Origin of the sequence: Nocardia abscessus NBRC 100374 (assembly GCF_000308455.1) — a bacterium.
Taxonomy (GTDB): Bacteria; Actinomycetota; Actinomycetes; order Mycobacteriales; family Mycobacteriaceae; genus Nocardia; species Nocardia abscessus.
In genome coordinates this window covers 1-18,324 of the sequence record NZ_BAFP01000085.1, presented here as the reverse complement: position 1 = coordinate 18,324, position 18,324 = coordinate 1, and the positions used below count along the sequence as shown (strand labels likewise).

General features: G+C 69.0%; 18 protein-coding genes. 13 read left to right on the top strand and 5 right to left on the bottom strand.

Annotation, left to right across the window (positions count from 1 at the left end):
• Positions 1-75 precede the first annotated feature (75 nt).
• Entirely contained in the window at positions 76-909 is an 834-nt protein-coding gene (locus tag ON19_RS16865; protein WP_043693056.1) for a tRNA (adenine-N1)-methyltransferase, read from the top strand.
• 45 nt (positions 910-954) lie between these two features.
• Here ON19_RS16865 and ON19_RS16860 read toward each other — a convergent pair whose 3' ends face one another.
• Positions 955-1,473 carry a WKL family lipoprotein gene (locus ON19_RS16860; protein WP_043693054.1) on the bottom strand — a complete coding sequence of 173 codons (519 nt, stop codon included), beginning with the start codon at positions 1,471-1,473 and terminating at the stop codon, positions 955-957.
• A gap of 180 nt (positions 1,474-1,653) precedes the next feature.
• Here ON19_RS16860 and arc point away from each other — a divergent pair, with 180 nt between their 5' ends.
• The 3 genes from arc (at position 1,654) to ON19_RS16845 (ending at position 5,693) form a co-directional block, all read left to right on the top strand.
• Positions 1,654-3,414, top strand: coding sequence for a proteasome ATPase (gene arc, locus ON19_RS16855; RefSeq protein WP_043693088.1), 1,761 nt, complete (start codon positions 1,654-1,656; stop codon positions 3,412-3,414).
• Between the two features lie 127 nt (positions 3,415-3,541).
• Complete coding sequence (locus ON19_RS16850) at positions 3,542-4,177, top strand: TetR/AcrR family transcriptional regulator (RefSeq protein ID WP_043693051.1); 636 nt, start codon at positions 3,542-3,544, stop codon at positions 4,175-4,177.
• The gene (locus ON19_RS16845; protein WP_043693048.1) at positions 4,170-5,693 is read left to right on the top strand and encodes an ArnT family glycosyltransferase; all 1,524 of its coding nucleotides are present in this window, start codon (positions 4,170-4,172) and stop codon (positions 5,691-5,693) included. The genes ON19_RS16850 and ON19_RS16845 overlap by 8 nt, the downstream gene beginning before the upstream one ends.
• Before the next feature lie 6 nt (positions 5,694-5,699).
• Here the strand turns inward: ON19_RS16845 and ON19_RS16840 are convergent, their stop codons facing one another.
• Positions 5,700-7,781: an acyltransferase family protein gene (locus tag ON19_RS16840; RefSeq protein WP_043693086.1), complete on the bottom strand. Its 2,082-nt coding sequence runs from the start codon at positions 7,779-7,781 to the stop codon at positions 5,700-5,702.
• A 215-nt stretch (positions 7,782-7,996) separates the two neighbouring features.
• On the opposite strand from ON19_RS16840, the gene ON19_RS16835 reads away from it, so the two are divergent.
• Positions 7,997-8,479, top strand: coding sequence for a cation:proton antiporter regulatory subunit (locus ON19_RS16835; RefSeq protein ID WP_043693045.1), 483 nt, complete (start codon positions 7,997-7,999; stop codon positions 8,477-8,479).
• 5 nt (positions 8,480-8,484) lie between these two features.
• Positions 8,485-9,666, top strand: coding sequence for a cation:proton antiporter (locus ON19_RS16830; RefSeq protein WP_043693043.1), 1,182 nt, complete (start codon positions 8,485-8,487; stop codon positions 9,664-9,666).
• Positions 9,667-9,729: 63 nt separating this feature from the next.
• Here the strand turns inward: ON19_RS16830 and ON19_RS16825 are convergent, their stop codons facing one another.
• On the bottom strand, positions 9,730-10,461 hold the full coding sequence (locus ON19_RS16825; RefSeq protein ID WP_227954710.1) for a peptidylprolyl isomerase: 732 nt from the start codon (positions 10,459-10,461) through the stop codon (positions 9,730-9,732).
• Positions 10,462-10,638: 177 nt separating this feature from the next.
• Between ON19_RS16825 and ON19_RS16820 the strand changes: the two genes are divergently transcribed.
• From ON19_RS16820 to ON19_RS16805, 4 genes are read left to right on the top strand one after another with little or no spacing between them, the layout of a single operon-like run.
• Complete coding sequence (locus ON19_RS16820; RefSeq protein WP_043693040.1) at positions 10,639-11,475, top strand: nitrilase-related carbon-nitrogen hydrolase; 837 nt, start codon at positions 10,639-10,641, stop codon at positions 11,473-11,475.
• 16 nt (positions 11,476-11,491) lie between these two features.
• Complete coding sequence (hydA, locus tag ON19_RS16815; RefSeq protein ID WP_043693037.1) at positions 11,492-12,913, top strand: dihydropyrimidinase; 1,422 nt, start codon at positions 11,492-11,494, stop codon at positions 12,911-12,913.
• Between the two features lie 35 nt (positions 12,914-12,948).
• Positions 12,949-13,995 (top strand): TIGR03842 family LLM class F420-dependent oxidoreductase, encoded by a 1,047-nt coding sequence (locus tag ON19_RS16810; protein WP_043693033.1) that lies wholly within the window; start codon positions 12,949-12,951, stop codon positions 13,993-13,995.
• A 1-nt stretch (position 13,996) separates the two neighbouring features.
• Positions 13,997-15,310 (top strand): aspartate aminotransferase family protein, encoded by a 1,314-nt coding sequence (locus tag ON19_RS16805; RefSeq protein ID WP_043693030.1) that lies wholly within the window; start codon positions 13,997-13,999, stop codon positions 15,308-15,310.
• A 9-nt stretch (positions 15,311-15,319) separates the two neighbouring features.
• Here the strand turns inward: ON19_RS16805 and ON19_RS16800 are convergent, their stop codons facing one another.
• Entirely contained in the window at positions 15,320-15,823 is a 504-nt protein-coding gene (locus ON19_RS16800; protein ID WP_157229739.1) for a nitroreductase/quinone reductase family protein, read from the bottom strand.
• Positions 15,824-15,916: 93 nt separating this feature from the next.
• Here ON19_RS16800 and ON19_RS16795 point away from each other — a divergent pair, with 93 nt between their 5' ends.
• Both ON19_RS16795 and ON19_RS16790 read left to right on the top strand, forming a co-directional pair.
• Entirely contained in the window at positions 15,917-16,285 is a 369-nt protein-coding gene (locus ON19_RS16795) for an arsenate reductase family protein (RefSeq protein ID WP_043693024.1), read from the top strand.
• Between the two features lie 127 nt (positions 16,286-16,412).
• The gene (locus ON19_RS16790) at positions 16,413-17,093 is read left to right on the top strand and encodes a TIGR00266 family protein (RefSeq protein WP_043693021.1); all 681 of its coding nucleotides are present in this window, start codon (positions 16,413-16,415) and stop codon (positions 17,091-17,093) included.
• Here ON19_RS16790 and ON19_RS16785 read toward each other — a convergent pair whose 3' ends face one another.
• Complete coding sequence (locus ON19_RS16785) at positions 17,094-17,681, bottom strand: NUDIX hydrolase (RefSeq protein WP_051168980.1); 588 nt, start codon at positions 17,679-17,681, stop codon at positions 17,094-17,096.
• 53 nt (positions 17,682-17,734) lie between these two features.
• Here ON19_RS16785 and ON19_RS16780 point away from each other — a divergent pair, with 53 nt between their 5' ends.
• Positions 17,735-18,115 (top strand): nitroreductase family deazaflavin-dependent oxidoreductase, encoded by a 381-nt coding sequence (locus tag ON19_RS16780; RefSeq protein ID WP_043693019.1) that lies wholly within the window; start codon positions 17,735-17,737, stop codon positions 18,113-18,115.
• Positions 18,116-18,324: the final 209 nt, after the last annotated feature.

Genomic DNA, 18,324 nt, shown 5'->3' with positions numbered 1-18,324 from the left:
ACCTGGCAGGCTATCCCGCGGCACCGACACGCCGGTGCCCGACAGTGCGGATTCCAACCAGCGGAACGGAGATTCATGACGGCCAGACGGACCGGGCCATTCACCATCGGTGACCGGGTGCAGCTGACCGATGCCAAAGGGCGTCTGTACACGGTGGTCTTGGAGCCGGGTAAGGAGTTCCACACCCATCGCGGCGGGATCAAGCACGACAGCCTGATCGGCGCGGACGAGGGCAGTGTGGTGCACTCCACCAACAACACGCCGTATCTCGCGTTGCGTCCGCTGCTGGTCGACTACGTGCTGTCCATGCCGCGCGGCGCGGCGGTGATCTACCCGAAGGACGCCGCGCAGATCGTGCACGAGGGCGACATGTTCCCCGGCGCGCGCGTGCTCGAGGCGGGCGCCGGATCCGGCGCCCTCACCTGCTCGCTGCTGCGGGCGGTGGGGCCGCAGGGGCAGGTGGTGTCCTACGAGATCCGTGCCGATCACGCCGAGCACGCGGTCCGCAATGTGGAGACGTTCTTCGGTGAACGACCGGCCAACTGGTCGCTGACCGTCGGCGATGTGGCCGACTACACCGGAGAGCCGGTCGACCGCGCGGTGCTGGACATGCTCGCGCCGTGGGACGCGCTACCCGCGATATCCCAGGCGCTCGTGCCGGGCGGCGTGCTCATCGTCTATGTGGCCACCGTCACCCAGCTGTCGAAGGTGGTCGAGGCGCTGCGCGAGCAGGAGTGCTGGACCGAGCCGCGCTCCTGGGAGTCGCTGGTGCGGCCGTGGCACGTAGTCGGCTTGGCAGTGCGGCCCGAGCATCGGATGCAGGGCCACACCGCCTTCTTGGTCAGCGCCCGCAGGCTCGCGGAGGGCACCGTCACGCCCAAGCCGCAGCGCAGGCCTTCGAAGGGCTGAGCTCGGCCCGGGCGTGCGGCGGGCCCGGTGCGGGACGCGCCGGACTCAGGCCGGGACGCAGGGGGCCTGCGCGAAGCCGAGCAGCAGGCAGCCGCTCGCGTCCGACAGCTTCCAGGTGCCGTCCACGTTTTCCCAGCTCAGCGGTACAGCGGGGCTGGCGCCGTGCGGGGAGGCGATGGTCACCTGCGCGTTCGCGGTGGAGCCCTGGGTGGTGATGTCGGCGACTGTGAAGGTGAGCGCGTAGCCCTGCAGGCCCTTGTTCATCTGGTCGATGTTGGCGGTGCGCTGCTCACCGTTGACGATCAGCTTGGACTTCTCCGGGGTGGGTACATTCGGATCGGCGAGCTTGACCAGCACCGCCTGCAAGGTCTCCGCGGTCGGCGCCCCGGTCGCATGGTCGCCGTGGCTGTGGGTACCCGATGCCGCGACGCTGGTGGTGGCCGAGGTCGCCGCGCTGGTGGTGGAGTCGTCGTCGGAGCCGCACGCCGCCAATGCGCCGGACAAGGCCAGCGCCGCCGCGGCGGTGGCAAGGGAGACGCGCAGGGTTCTGGCGGGAAGGAGCATGGTTCGGCAACCTTTCGGCTCGGGCGGCGAGCGGGCTCGCCAGGGTCGGGTTAGGGCAGGCTAACATGGATGCCCGGCCGCCGATCGCGGCCCAGATGTGATCACCAAGAAACCATGTCGGAAAGCGAGAACGGGTCGCGCCCGGTAGCGTTGATAGACCGGGACTGGGAGGAGCAGCACATGAGCCCCATCGAGAATTCGGATTCGGCGGCCTGGAGAGAGCTCGAGGCAGTGCGCGCCGAGGCGGCTGCACTCCGAAGGCAACTCGCCGACTCGCCAGATCGCACACGGGAATTGGAAGCCCGCATCGATTCGCTGACCATTCGCAACACGAAGCTGATGGACACCCTCAAAGAAGCGCGCCAGCAGCTGGTGGCGCTGCGCGAGGAGGTCGATCGGCTGGGTCAGCCACCGAGCGGATACGGCATTCTGATCGGTGTGTACGACGATCAGACGGTCGACGTGTTCACTTCGGGTCGCAAGATGCGGTTGACGTGTTCACCGAACATCGAGACCTCGACGCTCGAATACGGTCAGACCGTCCGCCTGAACGAGGCGCTCACGGTCGTCGAGGCCGGGCACTACGACGCGGTCGGCGAGATCGGTACCCTCCGGGAGATCCTCGACGACGGGCGTCGCGCCCTGGTCGTCGGCCATGCCGACGAGGAGCGCGTGGTGTGGCTGGCCGGTCCGCTGGCCAAGGTCGCCGAAATGGACGACTTGGACGATCCCGATTCCCCCATCCGCAAGCTGCGGCCGGGCGACTCGCTCCTGGTCGACTCGAAGGCGGGTTTCGCCTTCGAGCGCATCCCCAAGGCCGAGGTCGAGGACCTCGTGCTGGAAGAGGTGCCCGACGTCGACTACGGCGACATCGGCGGTCTCGGCAGGCAGATCGAGCAGATCCGCGACGCCGTGGAGCTGCCGTTCCTGCACAAGGATCTCTTTCGCGAGTACGCGCTGCGTCCGCCGAAGGGTGTGCTGCTCTACGGTCCGCCCGGCTGCGGCAAGACGCTCATCGCCAAAGCGGTGGCGAACTCCCTGGCCAAGAAGATCGCCGAGGCGCGTGGTGAGGATGCGAAGGAAGCCAAGTCGTACTTCCTGAACATCAAGGGCCCCGAACTGCTGAACAAGTTCGTGGGTGAGACCGAGCGCCACATCCGGATCATCTTCCAGCGGGCCCGCGAGAAGGCGTCCGAGGGCACGCCGGTGATCGTGTTCTTCGACGAGATGGACTCGATCTTCCGCACCCGCGGCTCGGGCGTCTCCTCGGACGTGGAGACCACGGTGGTGCCGCAGCTGCTGTCGGAGATCGATGGTGTCGAGGGCTTGGAGAACGTCATCGTGATCGGCGCCTCCAACCGTGAGGACATGATCGATCCGGCGATCCTGCGGCCGGGCCGCCTGGACGTGAAGATCAAGATCGAGCGTCCGGACGCGGAGTCGGCGCAGGACATCTTCTCGAAGTACCTCACCGAGTACCTGCCGCTGCACGACGACGATCTGGCGGAGTTCGGCGGCGACAAGAGCCTGTGCATCAACGCCATGATCGAACGGGTCGTCGACCGGATGTACGCCGAGAGCGAGGACAACCGCTTCCTGGAGGTCACCTACGCCAACGGTGACAAGGAGGTCCTGTACTTCAAGGACTTCAACTCCGGCGCCATGATCCAGAACATCGTGGACCGGTCGAAGAAGTACGCCATCAAGGCGGTGCTCGACACCGGCAACCCGGGCCTGCGCATCCAGCATCTCTACGATTCGATCGTGGACGAGTTCTCCGAGAACGAGGACCTGCCCAACACCACGAATCCGGACGACTGGGCACGCATCTCGGGTAAGAAGGGCGAGCGGATCGTCTACATCCGCACGCTGGTCACCGGCAAGAACGCCAGCGCCAGCCGCGCCATCGACACCGAGTCGAATACCGGTCAGTACCTGTAAGGTTCCGCCGGACCGCGAGGGCCGCGTCTCCACGGAGACGCGGCCCTTCGCCGTTCGGAGAAGCGCAGCGTGGCCGCTCGCGCACAGCCGTTACGAACGCCCTGTCCGGCCGTGCTAAAATTTGGCCGTGCGGCCAGAAAATGAGACGGGCGGTCAGCGCAGGTCGTTCATCGAGGAGGCGCGGCGGCGGCAGATCATCGCCGCGGCGGTGGAGGTGATCTCCGAAGTCGGGTATGCCGGCGCCTCGCTGGCGCGGATCGCCGAGCAGGCGGGGATCTCGAAGGGGGTCATCTCCTACCACTTCGACGGCAAGGACGACCTGATGACGCAGTTGGTGGTCCAGCTGTACGTCTCCGCCGCGGAGTACATCGCGCCGCGGGTCGCGGCCGCGGTCGGCGCGCGCGAGCGCCTGCTGGCCTACCTCGAATCGAACCTGGGCTTCATCGAAGCGAACACCACTTACGTGGCCGCGCTGGTCGAGGTGGTGACGACTCTGCGTGACGCGCAGGGCAACCCGAAGTTCGCCTCGGCCGACGGGGAGCGCGACATCATCGCGCCGCTGGTCGACATCATGACCGACGGGCAGCGCACGGGGGAGTTCGCCGATTTCGACGCGCTGCTGATGGCCAAGTCGATCCGCGACGCCATCGACGGCGCCGCCGGGCGTGCAGTGCGAGAACCGGGTTTCGCGATGGATGTCTATTCGGCGCATCTGTGCGCGTTGTTCGACACGGCGACGCGTAAGGCGGACAAGGATGACTGAAGTGCTGGATCGTCAATGGCAGCGGACGAATTCGGCGCAACCGCTGCCGCCGTTCGCCCTCGGCGGTGTCGGCGCGGTGGCGGCGCTCGCCGCGCTGGCGCTGCTGGCCTCGATCGGGCGGTACGGATTCTTCGGCGACGAGCTGTATTTCATCGCGGCCGGGCGCAGGCCGGCGGTCGGCTACGCCGATCAGGGGCCGTTGCTGCCGCTGATCGCGCGGACGATGGATCTGCTCGCCCCGGACTCGCTGTTGGCGCTGCGGCTTCCGGCGGTGCTGGTCACCGTGGCCGCCGTGGTGGTGGCCGCGCAGATCGCCAGGGAGTTCGGCGGCGGCCGCGCGGCGCAGGCGCTGACCGCCGCCGCCTACGCCACCTCGCCGTTCCTGCTGGTGCAGGGCGGTCAATTGGCCACCAACACGATCGACACGGCGCTGTGGGTGGTGGTGAGCTGGCTGCTGGTCCGCTGGGTGCGCACCCGCCGCGACGGCCTGCTGCTGGCCTGCGGTCTGGTCACCGCGCTGGACATGCAGGTCAAGTGGTTGATTCCGTTCTTCTGGATCGCGATCGCGATCGGGGTGGCGGTCTACGGGCCGCGTGAGCTGCTGCGCCGCCCGGCGCTGTGGTGGGGTGGCGCGATCGTCGCGCTCACCACCGCGCCGAGCCTGGTGTGGCAGGCGGCGCACGGTTGGCCGCAGCTGCGTCTGGGCGGTGTGGTCGCCGCCGAGCAGGCCACGATCGGCGGTCGCGCTGTGTGGTTGCCGCTGGCGCTGGCCTCCGCCGGTTTGATCGGCGGCATGTTGCTGGTCTACGGGGTGTGGACGTTGTTCCGGGCGGAGAACTGGCGGCCCTACCGGTTTCTCGGACTGCTGCCGCTGGTGCTGATCGTGGTCTTCCTCGCGACCAACGGACGGCCGTACTACGCGGCGGGCTGCTATGGGGTGCTGATCGCGGTGGGTGCGGTGCGCTGGACGGAGAACCGGCGGCGCTCGCGCGTGATCCTCACCGTCCCGGTGCTCGCGATGTCCGCCGCCTTGCTGGTCTTCTCGCTGCCGCTGCGTCCTGAGGCGGACATCGAGCCGGTCGACACCCAGGCCCAGGCGGGGCTGGAGATCTCGGTCTACGGGCGATTCGGCTGGTCGGAACTCTCCGCGGGCACGGCGGCCGCCTACCGGGCGCTACCGGAGCCGGAACGGGCCTCGGCCGTGGTGATCGCCGATTCCTACTGGCAGGCAAGCGCCCTCGATGTCGACCGCGCGGCGTACGGTTTGCCCGCCGTGTACAGCCCCAATCGCGGCTTCGGTTACTTCGGCACCCCGCCGGACACGGCCACAACCGTGCTGTGGGTGGGCGGGACCGAGGCCGACGTGCGCGCACGCTGCGCCGAGGTGACCGCGATCGGGCACGTCGACGCCCGGCTCGGATTCCCCGGTGTCACCCGCGGCGTCACCGTCTGGCGGTGCGCGCAACCGCGTGGGCCCTGGTCGCAAGCCTGGCCGGGCATGCTGCGGCTGAACTGATCCGCCTCACCACCAGCCGAGGATCGGCGACAGGCGCCTGCCGAGTTCCGGCGCCAGCGAGCGCGAATAGCTGGCGGTGAGGTGGTGTTCGTCGTGATAGATGAGGATGTTGCCCTCGGTCACCGCGCACACGTCGCGTGCACACAGCGCGTCCGACAGGTCCACCGGGAACACGTTGGGGAACGAGGCGGCGAATTCCAATGCCGGATTGACCTCGTCCAGCGCTGCCGAGCGCGGCATCCCGCAGCTGATCCGGTCGCCCTGCTGTGCGAGGCAATCGATGGCCCGGTACCGCACCCCGTCGCGGCGCAGCCAGGGCGTGTCGCGGATGGTGAGCACGTTGAGTCCACGGTCGGCCAGTTGGGTCCAGACGTCGAGATAGTCGGCCGGGGTCTCGTCACCGGCGCCGTCACGCGGACGGGTCGCCGTGGTGAAGACCCACTCCGGACGTTCGACACCCAGGCGGTCGATCACCTCCACGGACCAGTCCCGGCAATCCGGGATCGCCTCGCCCTTGTACATCGGTTCGGCCGCCACGGTCAGCGGGCAACCCATCTTCAGATACACCTCGACCCGGAAGGCGTGTTCGCGGGCGAGCAGGTCGAGGGCGGGCACCCAGTGCTCGGCATGCGAGCTGCCCACCACAGCCATGGTGCGCTCGGCGGTGGCATCCCCATAGGTGCAGGTGATGACGTCGCGGGTGTCCCAGTCCGCGATGCAGCCGTCGCGCGAGGGGTAGGCGGCGTCGGCGGGCGCTTCGTACACGGTCGGACGTATCGGTGCCTCGGGCGTGCCCGCGCCGTTGACCAGCGCCTCCGCCCCGGGATAGTGCACCGGGTCGAGGAAGGCCACCGCTCGCGGCGGATTGGCTCTGGTCGCCACCTGCTCGCCGGCCGACACCGCGAGCACCGCGATGCCGAGCGCCGCGACCAACCGGCCGGTGCGGGCGGGGGCCTCTTGCGCCGACCGGTCGGACCGCATCCGCAGCGGCTCCTCCACGAACCGGTTGGTCAGGGCGGCGAGCACCAGCGATGCGCCGACGACCCCGAGGCCACCGACGAGGCCTGCGGTCGCGGCTCCGGTCCGCGCCAAGACGAAGATCAGGATCGGCCAGTGCCACAGGTACAGCCCATAGGACAGTTCGCCCAGCCGCACCACGGCCGCCGCGCCCAGCAGCCGGTTGGGCAGCGGGTGCTCGGCGGCGGTCAGGTTGCCGCCCGCGACGATCAGCGCCAGCGCGGCGCCCACCGGCACCAGCGCCGCAGGGCCGGGGAACCGGTCGGCGCCGTCGATCAGCCAACCGCAGGTGAGAACGGCGGCCGAGCCGAGGACCGCCGCCGCCACCCGCACCAGGCGGGGCGGTGACAGCCAGGGCGCGACGGTCGTCAGCAGCGCCCCGGCCAAGAGTTCCCAGGCGCGGGCGAAGCTGTCGTAGTAGTTCCAGCCCTGGTGCACCGCGGTGCCGTGCGCGGCATAGACGAACGAGGCCGCCGCGCCCGCGGCGAGGACGATCGCCAGGGCGGGGCGCAGCGCTCCGGGACCCGCGAAACGCCTGCACAGGCGGGCCACCGCCGCCACACCGAGCAGTGCGAGCAGATAGAACTGCGACTGCACCGCCATGGACCACAGGTGCTGAAGCGGGCTCACCGACGGATCGGCGGCGAGGTAGTCCGACCAGGACAGCGCCAGATACCAGTTCTGGTAATACAGCAGCGACGCCAGCGTCTGCGCGGCCATCTCGCCCCACTGGGTGAACGGGCGCAGCAGCACGGTGGCCGTGACCACGGCGGCCAGAACCGTCACAAGCGCGGGCAGCAATCTGCGGACGAGCCTGCGAGCGGTGTGCGCGACGCGGACCGTGCCGGTGGATTCCACGCTCCGCAGCAGCGAACCGGTGAAGAAGAACCCGGACAGCACCAGGAAAACGTCCACTCCGCCCGAGACCCGGCCGAACCAGATGTGGAACGCCACGACTAGCGCTATCGCCACTCCGCGCAGCCCGTCCAGATCGTGCCGGTACCCGTCTCCGGCCGCCTGCGGCTCAGCCGCCGCGGTGGCGACCGCACCCGGCCGGAGGAACCGATTCACCGCTCGGGCGACCGTCACCGGACTCGCACGGCGCGGCACCGGAAAGCGACGGCTCGGCCACGGGGCGATGTACGGGACACGTCATTTCTCTTACCACGGGGTGTGAAGCGCGGTCCAACTCACGTGGTCGGGGTGTTGGGCGGCACGGTCGAGAGATCCGGACAATTCGGTCACCTGTCCATCGGTCACCGGCCCGGGGTCGATAGGGTGGTGTCGTGAACGTTGAGGTGACACCCCTGCCGGGTATCGGTGTGCGCAAAGATTTTCCGCTGACCAATACACGACGCCGGATAGGAGTGATCGATCATCGCGACGGCACGATGGACCTCATCGTGAGCAAACCCGACAACCCCGACGAGACCGAACAGGTACCGCTGTCGGGGAAGGAGGCCGCCGTGCTGGCCAGCCTGCTCGGCGCGCCTCAGCTGGTAGAACAGCTGCGCGAGGAACATCGCGCGTTCACCGGCCTGACCACTCGGCAGCTGTCCATCCCGGACCGGTCGCGCTTCGACGGACGCAGGCTGGGCGAGACCCAGATGCGCACCCGGACGAAGGCGTCCATCGTCGCGGTGGTGCGCAGCGGGCAGCCCATTCCCTCGCCGGGGCCGGACTTCACCTTCACCGCCGGTGACGTGCTCGTCGTCGTCGGCACCGTGGAGGGCCTGGAGGCCGCCGCCAAGATCCTGTTAGACGGCTGAGCGGCATGGTGGCACACGAGACCGCGCTCGCGCTGATCCAGCTGGGCGCGGTATTTTTCGGCCTCGGCCTGCTCGGGCGCATCGCGGCGCGCATCGGCATGTCGCCCATCCCGCTGTACCTGATCGGCGGCCTGGTGTTCGGCACCGGTGGCCTGGTCGAATTGCGGCAGGTCGACGACTTCATCCATCTCGCCAGCGAAATCGGCGTCGTCCTGCTGCTGTTGCTGCTCGGCCTGGAATACAGCGCCGCGGAGCTGGTCACGGGAATGCGCAGGTCATGGGCGGCGGGTGTCGTGGACATCGTGCTCAACGCGACTCCGGGCGTACTGGTCGCGTTCGCGCTCGGCTGGGGTTTCACCGGCGCCATCGCCATGGCCGGGGTCACATACATCTCGTCCTCCGGCATCGTCGCGAAAGTGCTCAACGATCTGGGCAGGCTCGGCAACCGCGAGACGCCGGTGGTGCTGTCCATCCTGGTGTTCGAAGACTTGGTGATGGCCGGATACCTGCCGGTGCTGACGGCGGTGCTGGCCGGGGTCGGCTTCCTCGCCGGGCTGAAGACACTGTCGATCGCGCTGGCCGCGGTGACCGTCGTGCTGGTCGTCGCGCTGCGCTACGGCCGCTACGTCTCCGCGATCGTCGACAGTGAGGACCGGGAGATTTTCCTGTTGAAGCTGCTCGGCTCCGCGCTGCTGGTGGCGGGCGTGGCTTCGGCGGTGCAGGTGTCGGCGGCGGTCGGCGCGTTCCTGCTCGGCATCGCGATCTCGGACTCGACCGCGCACAACGCCACCAAGATCCTGGAGCCGCTGCGCGACTTGTTCGCCGCGCTGTTCTTCGTGCTGTTCGGCCTGAGCACCGATCCGGCGAGCATTCCGCCGGTGCTCGGCTGGGCGTGCCTGCTCGCGCTTGTCACCACGGCCAGCAAGATCGCCACCGGATGGTGGGCGGCCGAGCAGGCCGGTGCGGGCCGCCTCGGCCGGGCGCGGGCGGGCACCGCACTGGTGGCGCACGGCGAGTTCTCGATCGTCATCGCGGGGCTCGCCGTCGCCGCGGGCGCGGTCCCGGCCGAATTCGCCGCGCTGGCCACCACCTACGTGCTGCTGATGGCGGTCCTCGGCCCGATCGCGAGCCGGTTCGTCGAGCCGGTCATGGCGATGGTCCTGCGGTGGCGCGCCGGGGTGTCCTGACCGAGCCGGCTGACGCCCACGGTGGCGGCGACCGATCGTCGCCGTCACCGTGGGCGTCCGGTATCAGTTACGCACGGCGGCGACGGAATCGAGCACGACCTCGACGGCAGGCGCACCGTCGCCCGAGCCGTCCTGCACGCCCGCCGCGGCGATGGACGAGAGAACCTCCATGCCCGCGGTGACCCGCCCGAACGGGGTGTAGTTCGGCGGCAGCGGCGCGTCGCGGTAGACGATGAAGAATTGGCTGCCGTTGGTGCCGGGCCCGGCGTTCGCCATGGCGACGGTGCCGGCCGGGTAGGTGGCGCCCGCCAGGTTCTCGTCGGGGAAGAAGTAGCCGGGGCCGCCCATACCGGTCGCGGTCGGGTCGCCGCACTGCAGCACGAAGATGCCCTCGGTGGTCATCCGGTGGCACTTCGTGTGGTCGAAGAACCGCTCACCGGCCAGGAAAACGAACGAGTTGACCGTGCGCGGCGCGCGGGCCGCGTCCAAGGCGATGGTCACGGTGCCGCAAGTGGTGGCCAGCGTCGCGGTGTATCCGGCGTTGGTGTCGATGGTCATGCCGGGTTCGGCGGGCCATTGCTTGCCGTTCGGCTGTCCCGCGGCCGGTGCGCCGCAACCGGTCGGCCCCTGCTCCCGAGCCGGTGCCGGGGTCGCCGAGACGATACCCGCCGTGGACGCCACCAGCGTCACACCGACGGCGAGGACCCCGAGGATCCGCAGCGATCGCCACGGTAAACCCCGGCGCACCGCGCGCCGACCGTTGACGAGTTCTCGCGCTTGCACTTCGCTGCTCACCGCTGAAAAGCTCCTTCACTCGGGGTTGCGCACCGGACGATGCAGCGCGAATCATTCCATCTCCCCCGTCCTGGTGGGGGAGTACGGCTCGATTGACCGTGCGCGCGGTCCGCAGGCGTGGGACCGCGATGGCCGCAGATCGGCCACAAATTGTTTCCCGGTGACGTATAACGAAGCATGGGAATCGTTCGAGCGGCGCTGGTCCAAACGAACTGGACCGGTGACAAAGAGTCGATGATCAAGGCGCACGAGGACTACGCGCGCCGGGCCGCCGCGCAGGGGGCGGGGGTGATCTGCTTCCAAGAGCTGTTCTACGGGCCGTATTTCTGTCAGCAGCAGGACACGAAGTTCTACGACTACGCCGAATCCGTCCCCGGTCCGACGACCGAGCGGTTCGCCGAGTTGGCGAAGGAACTGGGCGTCGTGCTGATCCTGCCCGTGTACGAGCAGCAGCAGCCCGGCCTGCTGTACAACACGGCGGCGGTGATCGACGCCGACGGTAGCTACCTCGGCAAGTACCGCAAGCATCACCTCCCGCACGTCCACGGGTTCTGGGAGAAGTTCTATTTCCGGCCGGGCAACCTGGGCTGGCCGGTGTTCGACACCGCGGTCGGCAAGGTGGGCGTCTACATCTGCTACGACCGCCATTTCCCGGAAGGTTGGCGCGCGCTCGGCCTCGCGGGCGCCGAGATCGTGTTCAACCCGTCCGCGACCTCGCGTGGCCTGTCCGGCTACCTCTGGAAACTGGAGCAACCGGCAGCCGCGGTGGCCAACGAATATTTCATCGGCGCCATCAACCGGGTCGGCGTCGAGGAGTACGGCGACGACGACTTCTACGGCACCAGCTACTTCGCCGATCCCGAAGGCAAGTTCGTCGGCGACGTCGCCTCCGACAGCGACCCGGAACTGATCGTTCGCGATCTGGACATGGATTTGATCAAGGTGGTGCGCGACCGCTGGGCTTTCTACCGCGATCGCCGCCCCGACGCCTACGGGCCGCTGATGGCCCCCTGAGACCGGGGAGAACGAGATGGCGCGCACTTTCATCCACGGCGGCACGGTGGTCTGCGCCACCGGCTCGCAACCGCTCGACGTGCTCATCGAGGGTGAGACCGTCGTCGCCGTGCTGCAGCCCGGCTCCACCGCACTGGGCGCGGACCTCGCCGCCTCCGCCGATCGGGTGCTCGACGCGACCGGCAGATACGTGATCCCCGGCGGTGTGGACGGCCACACCCATATGCAGATGCCCTTCGGCGGGACGGAAGCCTCCGACACCTTCGAGACCGGCACCCGCGCCGCCGCATGGGGCGGCACCACCACGATCATCGACTTCGCGGTCCAGAAGCCGGGAGAGCGGGTCCAGGACACCCTGGCCGCCTGGCATCGGAAGGCGTCCGGGCAGTGCGCGATCGACTACGGCTTCCATCAGATCATCGGCGAGGTGAACGACGAATCCCTGAAGGGGATGAGCGAATTGGTGGCCGAGGGCGTCACCAGCTTCAAACTGTTCATGGCCTATCCGGGCGTGTTCTACTCCACCGACGGCCAGATCCTGCGCGCCATGCAGTCGGCGGCGGAGCTGGGCGCGCTGCTGATGATGCACGCGGAGAACGGGATCGCCATCGATGTCCTGGTCGAGCAGGCGCTCGCGCGGGGCGACACCGCCCCGTACTTCCACGGCACGACCAGGCCGTGGCAGCTGGAGGAGGAGGCCACCCACCGCGCGATCATGCTGGCCGAGCTGACCGGCGTGCCGCTGTATGTGGTGCACGTGTCGGCCGAGCAGGCGCTGGCGCAGATCGCCGCGGCCCGCGACGCCGGACGCAACGTCTTCGGCGAGACCTGCCCGCAGTACCTGTACCTCTCGCTCGAAGACCAGCTGGGCGCACCGGGTTTCGAGGGCGCCAAATGGGTCTGCTCCACCCCGCTGCGGTCGAAGGCCGAAGGGCATCAGGAGCAGCTGTGGCGTTACCTGCGCACCGGCGACGTCACGGCCGTCAGCACCGACCACTGTCCGTTCTGCATGAAAGACCAGAAGGAGCGGGGTCTCGGCGACTTCAGCAAGATCCCCAACGGCATCGGCGGCGTCGAGCACCGGATGGACCTGATATTCCAGGGTGTCCGGACCGGCCGGATCTCGCTGGAACGCTGGGTGGAGGTGTGCTGCACCACGCCGGCCCGGATGTTCGGGATGTATCCGCGCAAGGGTGTGATCAGCCCGGGCGCGGACGCCGACATCGTGATCTACGACCCGCGGGGCCACACCAGCATCGGTCTCGGCAAGACCCATCACATGAACATGGACTACTCGGCCTATGAGGGATTCGAGATCGACGGACACGTGGACACGGTGCTCTCCCGCGGCCGAGTGATCGTCGACGGCGGTGAGTATCTCGGTGAGGCCGGGCACGGCCGTTTCGTCAAGCGAGAACTGTCGCAAAACCTCATCTGACGCCACCTTCAGATCATCGAAACGGAGAGCTCCGCATGGACATCGGTCTGGTGCTGCAATGCACGCCCCCGGCCTCGCGGGTGATCGAACTGGCGAGGCTGGCGGAGACATACGGGTTCTCCCACGTCTGGACGTTCGACTCGCATCTGCTCTGGCAGGAGCCCTACGTCATCTACAGCCAGATCCTGGCTGCCACCCGCAAGGTCATGGTCGGTCCGATGGTGACCAATCCGGCTACCCGGGACTGGACGGTGACCGCGTCGACCTTCGCGACGCTCAACGAGATGTTCGGCAACCGCACGTTGTGCGGCATCGGCCGCGGCGACTCGGCCGTGCGCACGCAGGGTCGGAAGCCTGCCACCCTGGCCACCTTGCGGCAATCGGTCGAGGTGATCCGGGAGCTGGGCAACGGGCGCAGCGCGCGGGTGGGCGACACCGTGGTGCGGCTACCGTGGGCGGAAAGCTCGCGGCTGGAGGTCTGGGTGGCGGGCTACGGACCACGCGCTCTCGACCTGACCGGTGAAGTCGCGGACGGATTCATCCTGCAACTCGCCGATCCGGATATCACGGCCTGGACCATCGCACGGGTGCGCGCGGCGGCCGAACGCGCGGGCCGGGACCCGGCCACGGTCCGGATGTGCGTCGCCGCGCCCGCCTACGTCACCGACGGGACGGCCGAGGCGCTGGCGCACGCGCGGCAACAGTGCCGGTGGTTCGGCGGGATGGTCGGCAACCACGTGGCCGAGATCGTGGCGAAATACGGTACGGGAGGTGATATTCCGGCCGCGCTCACCGATTACGTCGAAGGCAGGCGGGACTACGACTACAACCAGCACGGACGCGCGGGCAACGTGCACGCCGAGTTCGTGCCGGATGCCATCATCGACCGCTTCTGCCTGCTGGGTACCGCCGACGACCAGTTGTCCCGGTTGCGCGAACTGGCGGATCTCGGCGTGGACCAATTCGCCGTCTACCTCCAGCACGACGCGAAAACCGCGACCCTGCAGGCGTACGGTGAATCGGTGCTGCCAAGTCTCGACCCCCTCCTGACCGCGACCCAGCCCACCGAAGGGGGTGCCTGAAGTGGCCGACCACGTCTTCTATCCCTGGAGCGCACAGGCCGAATTGCACCCCGCGCCGATCACCGGGGCGTTCGGCTCGTACTTCTGGGACGACACCGGCAAGCGCTACCTCGACTTCTCCTCCCAGCTGGTCAACGTGAACATCGGCCACCAGCATCCGGACATCGTCGCCGCGATCGTCGCCCAGGCGCAGCGGCTGGCGACCATCTCCCCGACGGTAGCCAACGACGTGCGCAGCGAGCTGGCGCGGCTGATCGTCGAGCGGGCCCCCGGGGAGCTGAACCGGATCCTGTTCACCACCGGCGGCGCGGAAGCCGTCGAGCACGCGGTGCGCCTGGCGCGCAGCTACACCGGGCGCACGAAAATGCTCGCGGCCTACCGCTCCTACCACGGCGGCACCGGAGTCGCGATCGGCCTGACGGGCGAACCGCGCCGCTGGGGCGCGGAGCCGACCAACGTCGACGTGGTCCGCTTCTTCGGGCCCTACCCGTACCGATCCCCCTGGGGCACGGACGCTCCCGAGGAAGAGACGGCCGCCGCGCTGGCGCACCTGCGGCAGGTGATCGAGCTGGAGGGTCCGCAGCACATCGCGGGGTTGGTCCTGGAGACGGTGGTCGGCACCAACGGCGTGCTCGTCCCGCCGCCCGGCTACCTCGCCGGCGTGCGTGCGCTGTGCGACGAGTTCGGCATCGTCTACATCGCCGACGAGGTGATGGTCGGGTTCGGACGGGTGGGCGAATGGTTCGCGGTGCAGGCCTTCGGCGTCGAGCCGGACATCATCACCTTCGCCAAGGGGGTGAACTCCGGCTACGTTCCGCTCGGCGGCGTCCTCATGGCGGAGCGGATCGCGCAGCGCTACGACCACGTGGTGTATCCGGGCGGGCTCACCTACGCGGGGCACCCCCTGGCGTGCGCGGCGGGCGTCGCCTCGATCGCGGTGTTCGAGCGCGAGGGGATCCTGGAGCACGTGCGTTCGGTGGGCGCCGATGTGCTCGGAAAAGGTTTGCGCGAGCTGGCCGATCGGCATCCGAGCGTCGGCGAGGTCAGGGGACTCGGCTTCTTCTGGGCGCTGGAGCTGGTTCGCGACCCGCGCAGCAGGGAGCCGCTGATCCCGTTCGCGGCGGCGGGCGCGGACGCCGAGCCGATGGCCGCGGTCACCGCGGCGGCCAAAGCGCGTGGGCTGTGGCCGTTCAACGCGGGCAACCGCTTCCAGATCGCGCCGCCGCTGACCACCACGGCCGACGAACTGCGCATCGGCCTGGAGATCATCGACGAGGTGCTCGAGGTCGCCGACGGCTACGTCCGAACGGGCTGACCCGGCCGCTCAACGCGGCGTCAGTTCCACCACGACGCCGCCCTGCTGCCAAGCCTGGTAGATGTCGGCCTTCGAGGGGGAACCGTCCGCGGTGTAGCCGATGCCGTTGAACTTCGCGTTCTGCTTGTTGTCCCGCGCGATGATCTCGTAGAGGCGCAGCACGTCGGCCTCGGAGGCGTGGACGACCGGGTCGAACGTGCGCGCCGCGCCGCCGAACGAGGCCCGAACCGGACCGCCCGCCCGCAGGTTCTTCACCCATGGCCGCAGCGCGGTGCCGATCAGCAGGGCGTCGCCGTGCCGGGTGTAGGCCAGCGGCACGTCGTACACCGCGCCCGATTTGCGCCCGACGACGTGCAGGATCATCAGCCGCTTGCCGACGACACCGGAGAGGCCGGGGACGCGCAACAGCGTCCGCACGAATCGGTTCATCAGGGCCTGGTACGACGGGATGGGGACGGGGCCGGAGGTAGTCGGTGTGCCGTAAGGGTTTTCGGACGACGCTTGCTCACTCATGCCCCCCAGTATCCGAGCACGCGCCGCACTGTGCGGTGCGACGTCCGAGATCCGCCAGCCGGCCGCGGTGAGCGCTCTCGGTACCCTGCGTGCATGACTTCCGGGCAAGCAGAGATCTGGCACAACCCACGGTGCACCAAGAGTCGCAACGCCACGGCCTTCCTGGACGAGGCCGGTGTCGACTACACCGTGCGGAAGTATCTGGACCAGCCGCCCACCGCCGCCGAGTTGCGCGAGGTGCTGCGGCGGCTGGGCGCCGAACCGTGGGACATCACCCGCACCGGCGAGCAGATCGCCGTCGACCTCGGCATGGCGAGCTGGGGGCGGACCGCCGCGGACCGGGACCGCTGGATCGAAGCGCTGGCCGAACACCCGAGACTGATCCAGCGACCGATCGTGCTGACCGCCGACGGCGGAGCAGTGCTGGCCCGCGACGACGCCGCGCTGCGCGACCTGCTCTGACGGCGGTACCGGCAGGCCTGGACGCCCGACTGAACCGGCGTGCACCGGTCCGGTCGCGGACCGCGGTCGGACGGGCCGTGCTCCGACCGGTCCCGCGACGGGAGACGCGGCGGTAGGGTCGGCGGACATGAAGGTACAACTGCGCCACAGTCCCGCGTCCGCGATCGCGCGGTGCTTCCTCGCCGGCGGTGAGCCGATGCGGGTCGAGAGCGGCGCGATGGTGGCCCATTCGGCGGGAGTCACGTTGCAGGCCAGGGCGGAAGGCGGCATCCTGGCCGGGTTGAAGCGGTCGGTGCTCGCCGGGGAATCGTTCTTCGTCTCCACTTTCACCGCGCCGCCGCAGGGCGGATGGGTCGACGTGGCGCCCGCGCTCCCCGGCGACATGCTCAACCTGCAGATCACCCCGGATCGGCCGTTCTTCATCAGCCGCGGGGGCTGGATCGCGAACTCGCACGGTGTGCAGGTGGAGAGCAAGTGGGGTGGTTTCGCCAATCTGTTCGGCGGCGAAGGCGGATTCGGTCTGCGCGCGCACGGTGAGGGCGACGTCGTGGTGGGCGTGTTCGGCGCGATCGATGTGATCGATCTGCAGCCCGGCGAGCCCATCACGATCGACACCGGTCACGTGGTCGCCTACGACCTGGCGATGAATTTCACCATCCGCCGGGCGGTTTCGGGCCGCTCGATCCAGTCGTTGAAGTCCGGTGAGGGCTTCGTCTTCGACTTCACCGGCCCCGGCCGGGTGCTGCTGCAGACCCGCAATCCCGGCGCGTTCGCCGCCTGGGCCGGATCGGCTGCCTCGTCCAGCTGATCACGTCTCGTCCTGCTCAGGGGATCTGGCGCTCGCCAGCAGGCCGGGGATCAGCAGTCGCGTGTCGGGGACGAAGGGCCAGTCCGGATCGGCCAAGTGCGCGCGCAACTCCGCGTCGGTCCACCACCATCCCTCGGCGATCTCGTCGGGTTGGTGACGGACGGGCCCGTCGTAACGCAGTTCGTACGCGAAGAGGTGGCAGCGCATCGGCCGACCGTCCCACTCGCCGTCCCAGGAGATCGAAGCCAGCGGTTCCGAGGAGAGATCGGCGGGGTCCGGCGTGATACCGAGTTCCTCGGCCAACTCGCGTAGGGCGGTCTCGCGCGGCGCCTCGCCGGGAGCGACCACACCGCCGGCCAGACAGTCGTGCATGCCCGCGAAAACCAGCTTGATATCGGTGCGGCGGTGCACGTAAACGCGTTCGCCGTTCCCGGATCGCACGAGCACACCGGCGCTGGCATGCCACAATCCGTCGCGGTAGACCGTGGCCCGCTCGGCGGCGCCCACCGGGTTGCCCGCCCGGTCGTAGACCGCGATCGGTTCGGTGCTCGGATCCCCGGCGTGCTCGTGGTACGGCGGAGCGGACATCGGTCGAGAGTAACGTGAACACCGCACGCCACAGGGAGAGAGGATCGCCGCCCATGGTGCTTCCACACGCACTGGCGAATTTCAACCGGCATGTCACGAACCCGACCGCGGGCCTGGTCGCGGGACGGGCGCCGGGCTTCGGCATCGTGTTGCACAAGGGCCGGAAGTCGGGGCGGTCCTACCGCACTCCGGTCATGGTCTTCGAGCAGGACGGCGCCTACCGGATCGCGCTGACATACGGCCGGAATGTCGACTGGGTCAAGAACATCCGCGCGGCAGGGGATTTCGCGCTGGAGACCCGCGGACGTGTGGTCGAGCTGACGGATCCGGTCGTGCGGCACGACCCGTCCGCGGCATGGGCGCCACCGGGTGTCCGGCAGATCCTGAAGACGATCTCGGCGGAGTACTACGTCGAGTCCCGTCCGGCGGCCTGATTCGCTGTCGGCCTGCGTCCGCCGAGGGGCCGTCCGCGCCGTCTTCAGCGCGGTGGCTCGACGCCGACCGGCACGGGCCTTCTGCAGCTCGGCCCGGCTGCGTTCCTTGCCCGGCGCTGTCTCCAGCGCCGCCTTACGCATGCGCCGGGCAGCATCAGGTCGCGGGCTCGCGCGGCGCCGACTCCGATGCTCATGGTCGCCACGGCCAC

What these genes read in the sequence shown, in the direction of transcription:
- ON19_RS16865 (WP_043693056.1), top strand. Translation starts at nt 76, where the DNA reads ATGACGGCCAGACGGACCGGGCCATTCACCATCGGTGACCGGGTGCAG.
- ON19_RS16860 (WP_043693054.1), bottom strand. Translation starts at nt 1,473, where the DNA reads ATGCTCCTTCCCGCCAGAACCCTGCGCGTCTCCCTTGCCACCGCCGCG.
- arc (WP_043693088.1), top strand. Translation starts at nt 1,654, where the DNA reads ATGAGCCCCATCGAGAATTCGGATTCGGCGGCCTGGAGAGAGCTCGAG.
- ON19_RS16845 (WP_043693048.1), top strand. Translation starts at nt 4,170, where the DNA reads ATGACTGAAGTGCTGGATCGTCAATGGCAGCGGACGAATTCGGCGCAA.
- ON19_RS16830 (WP_043693043.1), top strand. Translation starts at nt 8,485, where the DNA reads ATGGTGGCACACGAGACCGCGCTCGCGCTGATCCAGCTGGGCGCGGTA.
- ON19_RS16820 (WP_043693040.1), top strand. Translation starts at nt 10,639, where the DNA reads ATGGGAATCGTTCGAGCGGCGCTGGTCCAAACGAACTGGACCGGTGAC.
- hydA (WP_043693037.1), top strand. Translation starts at nt 11,492, where the DNA reads ATGGCGCGCACTTTCATCCACGGCGGCACGGTGGTCTGCGCCACCGGC.
- ON19_RS16810 (WP_043693033.1), top strand. Translation starts at nt 12,949, where the DNA reads ATGGACATCGGTCTGGTGCTGCAATGCACGCCCCCGGCCTCGCGGGTG.
- ON19_RS16800 (WP_157229739.1), bottom strand. Translation starts at nt 15,823, where the DNA reads ATGAGTGAGCAAGCGTCGTCCGAAAACCCTTACGGCACACCGACTACC.
- ON19_RS16795 (WP_043693024.1), top strand. Translation starts at nt 15,917, where the DNA reads ATGACTTCCGGGCAAGCAGAGATCTGGCACAACCCACGGTGCACCAAG.
- ON19_RS16790 (WP_043693021.1), top strand. Translation starts at nt 16,413, where the DNA reads ATGAAGGTACAACTGCGCCACAGTCCCGCGTCCGCGATCGCGCGGTGC.
- ON19_RS16785 (WP_051168980.1), bottom strand. Translation starts at nt 17,681, where the DNA reads ATGTCCGCTCCGCCGTACCACGAGCACGCCGGGGATCCGAGCACCGAA.
- ON19_RS16780 (WP_043693019.1), top strand. Translation starts at nt 17,735, where the DNA reads ATGGTGCTTCCACACGCACTGGCGAATTTCAACCGGCATGTCACGAAC.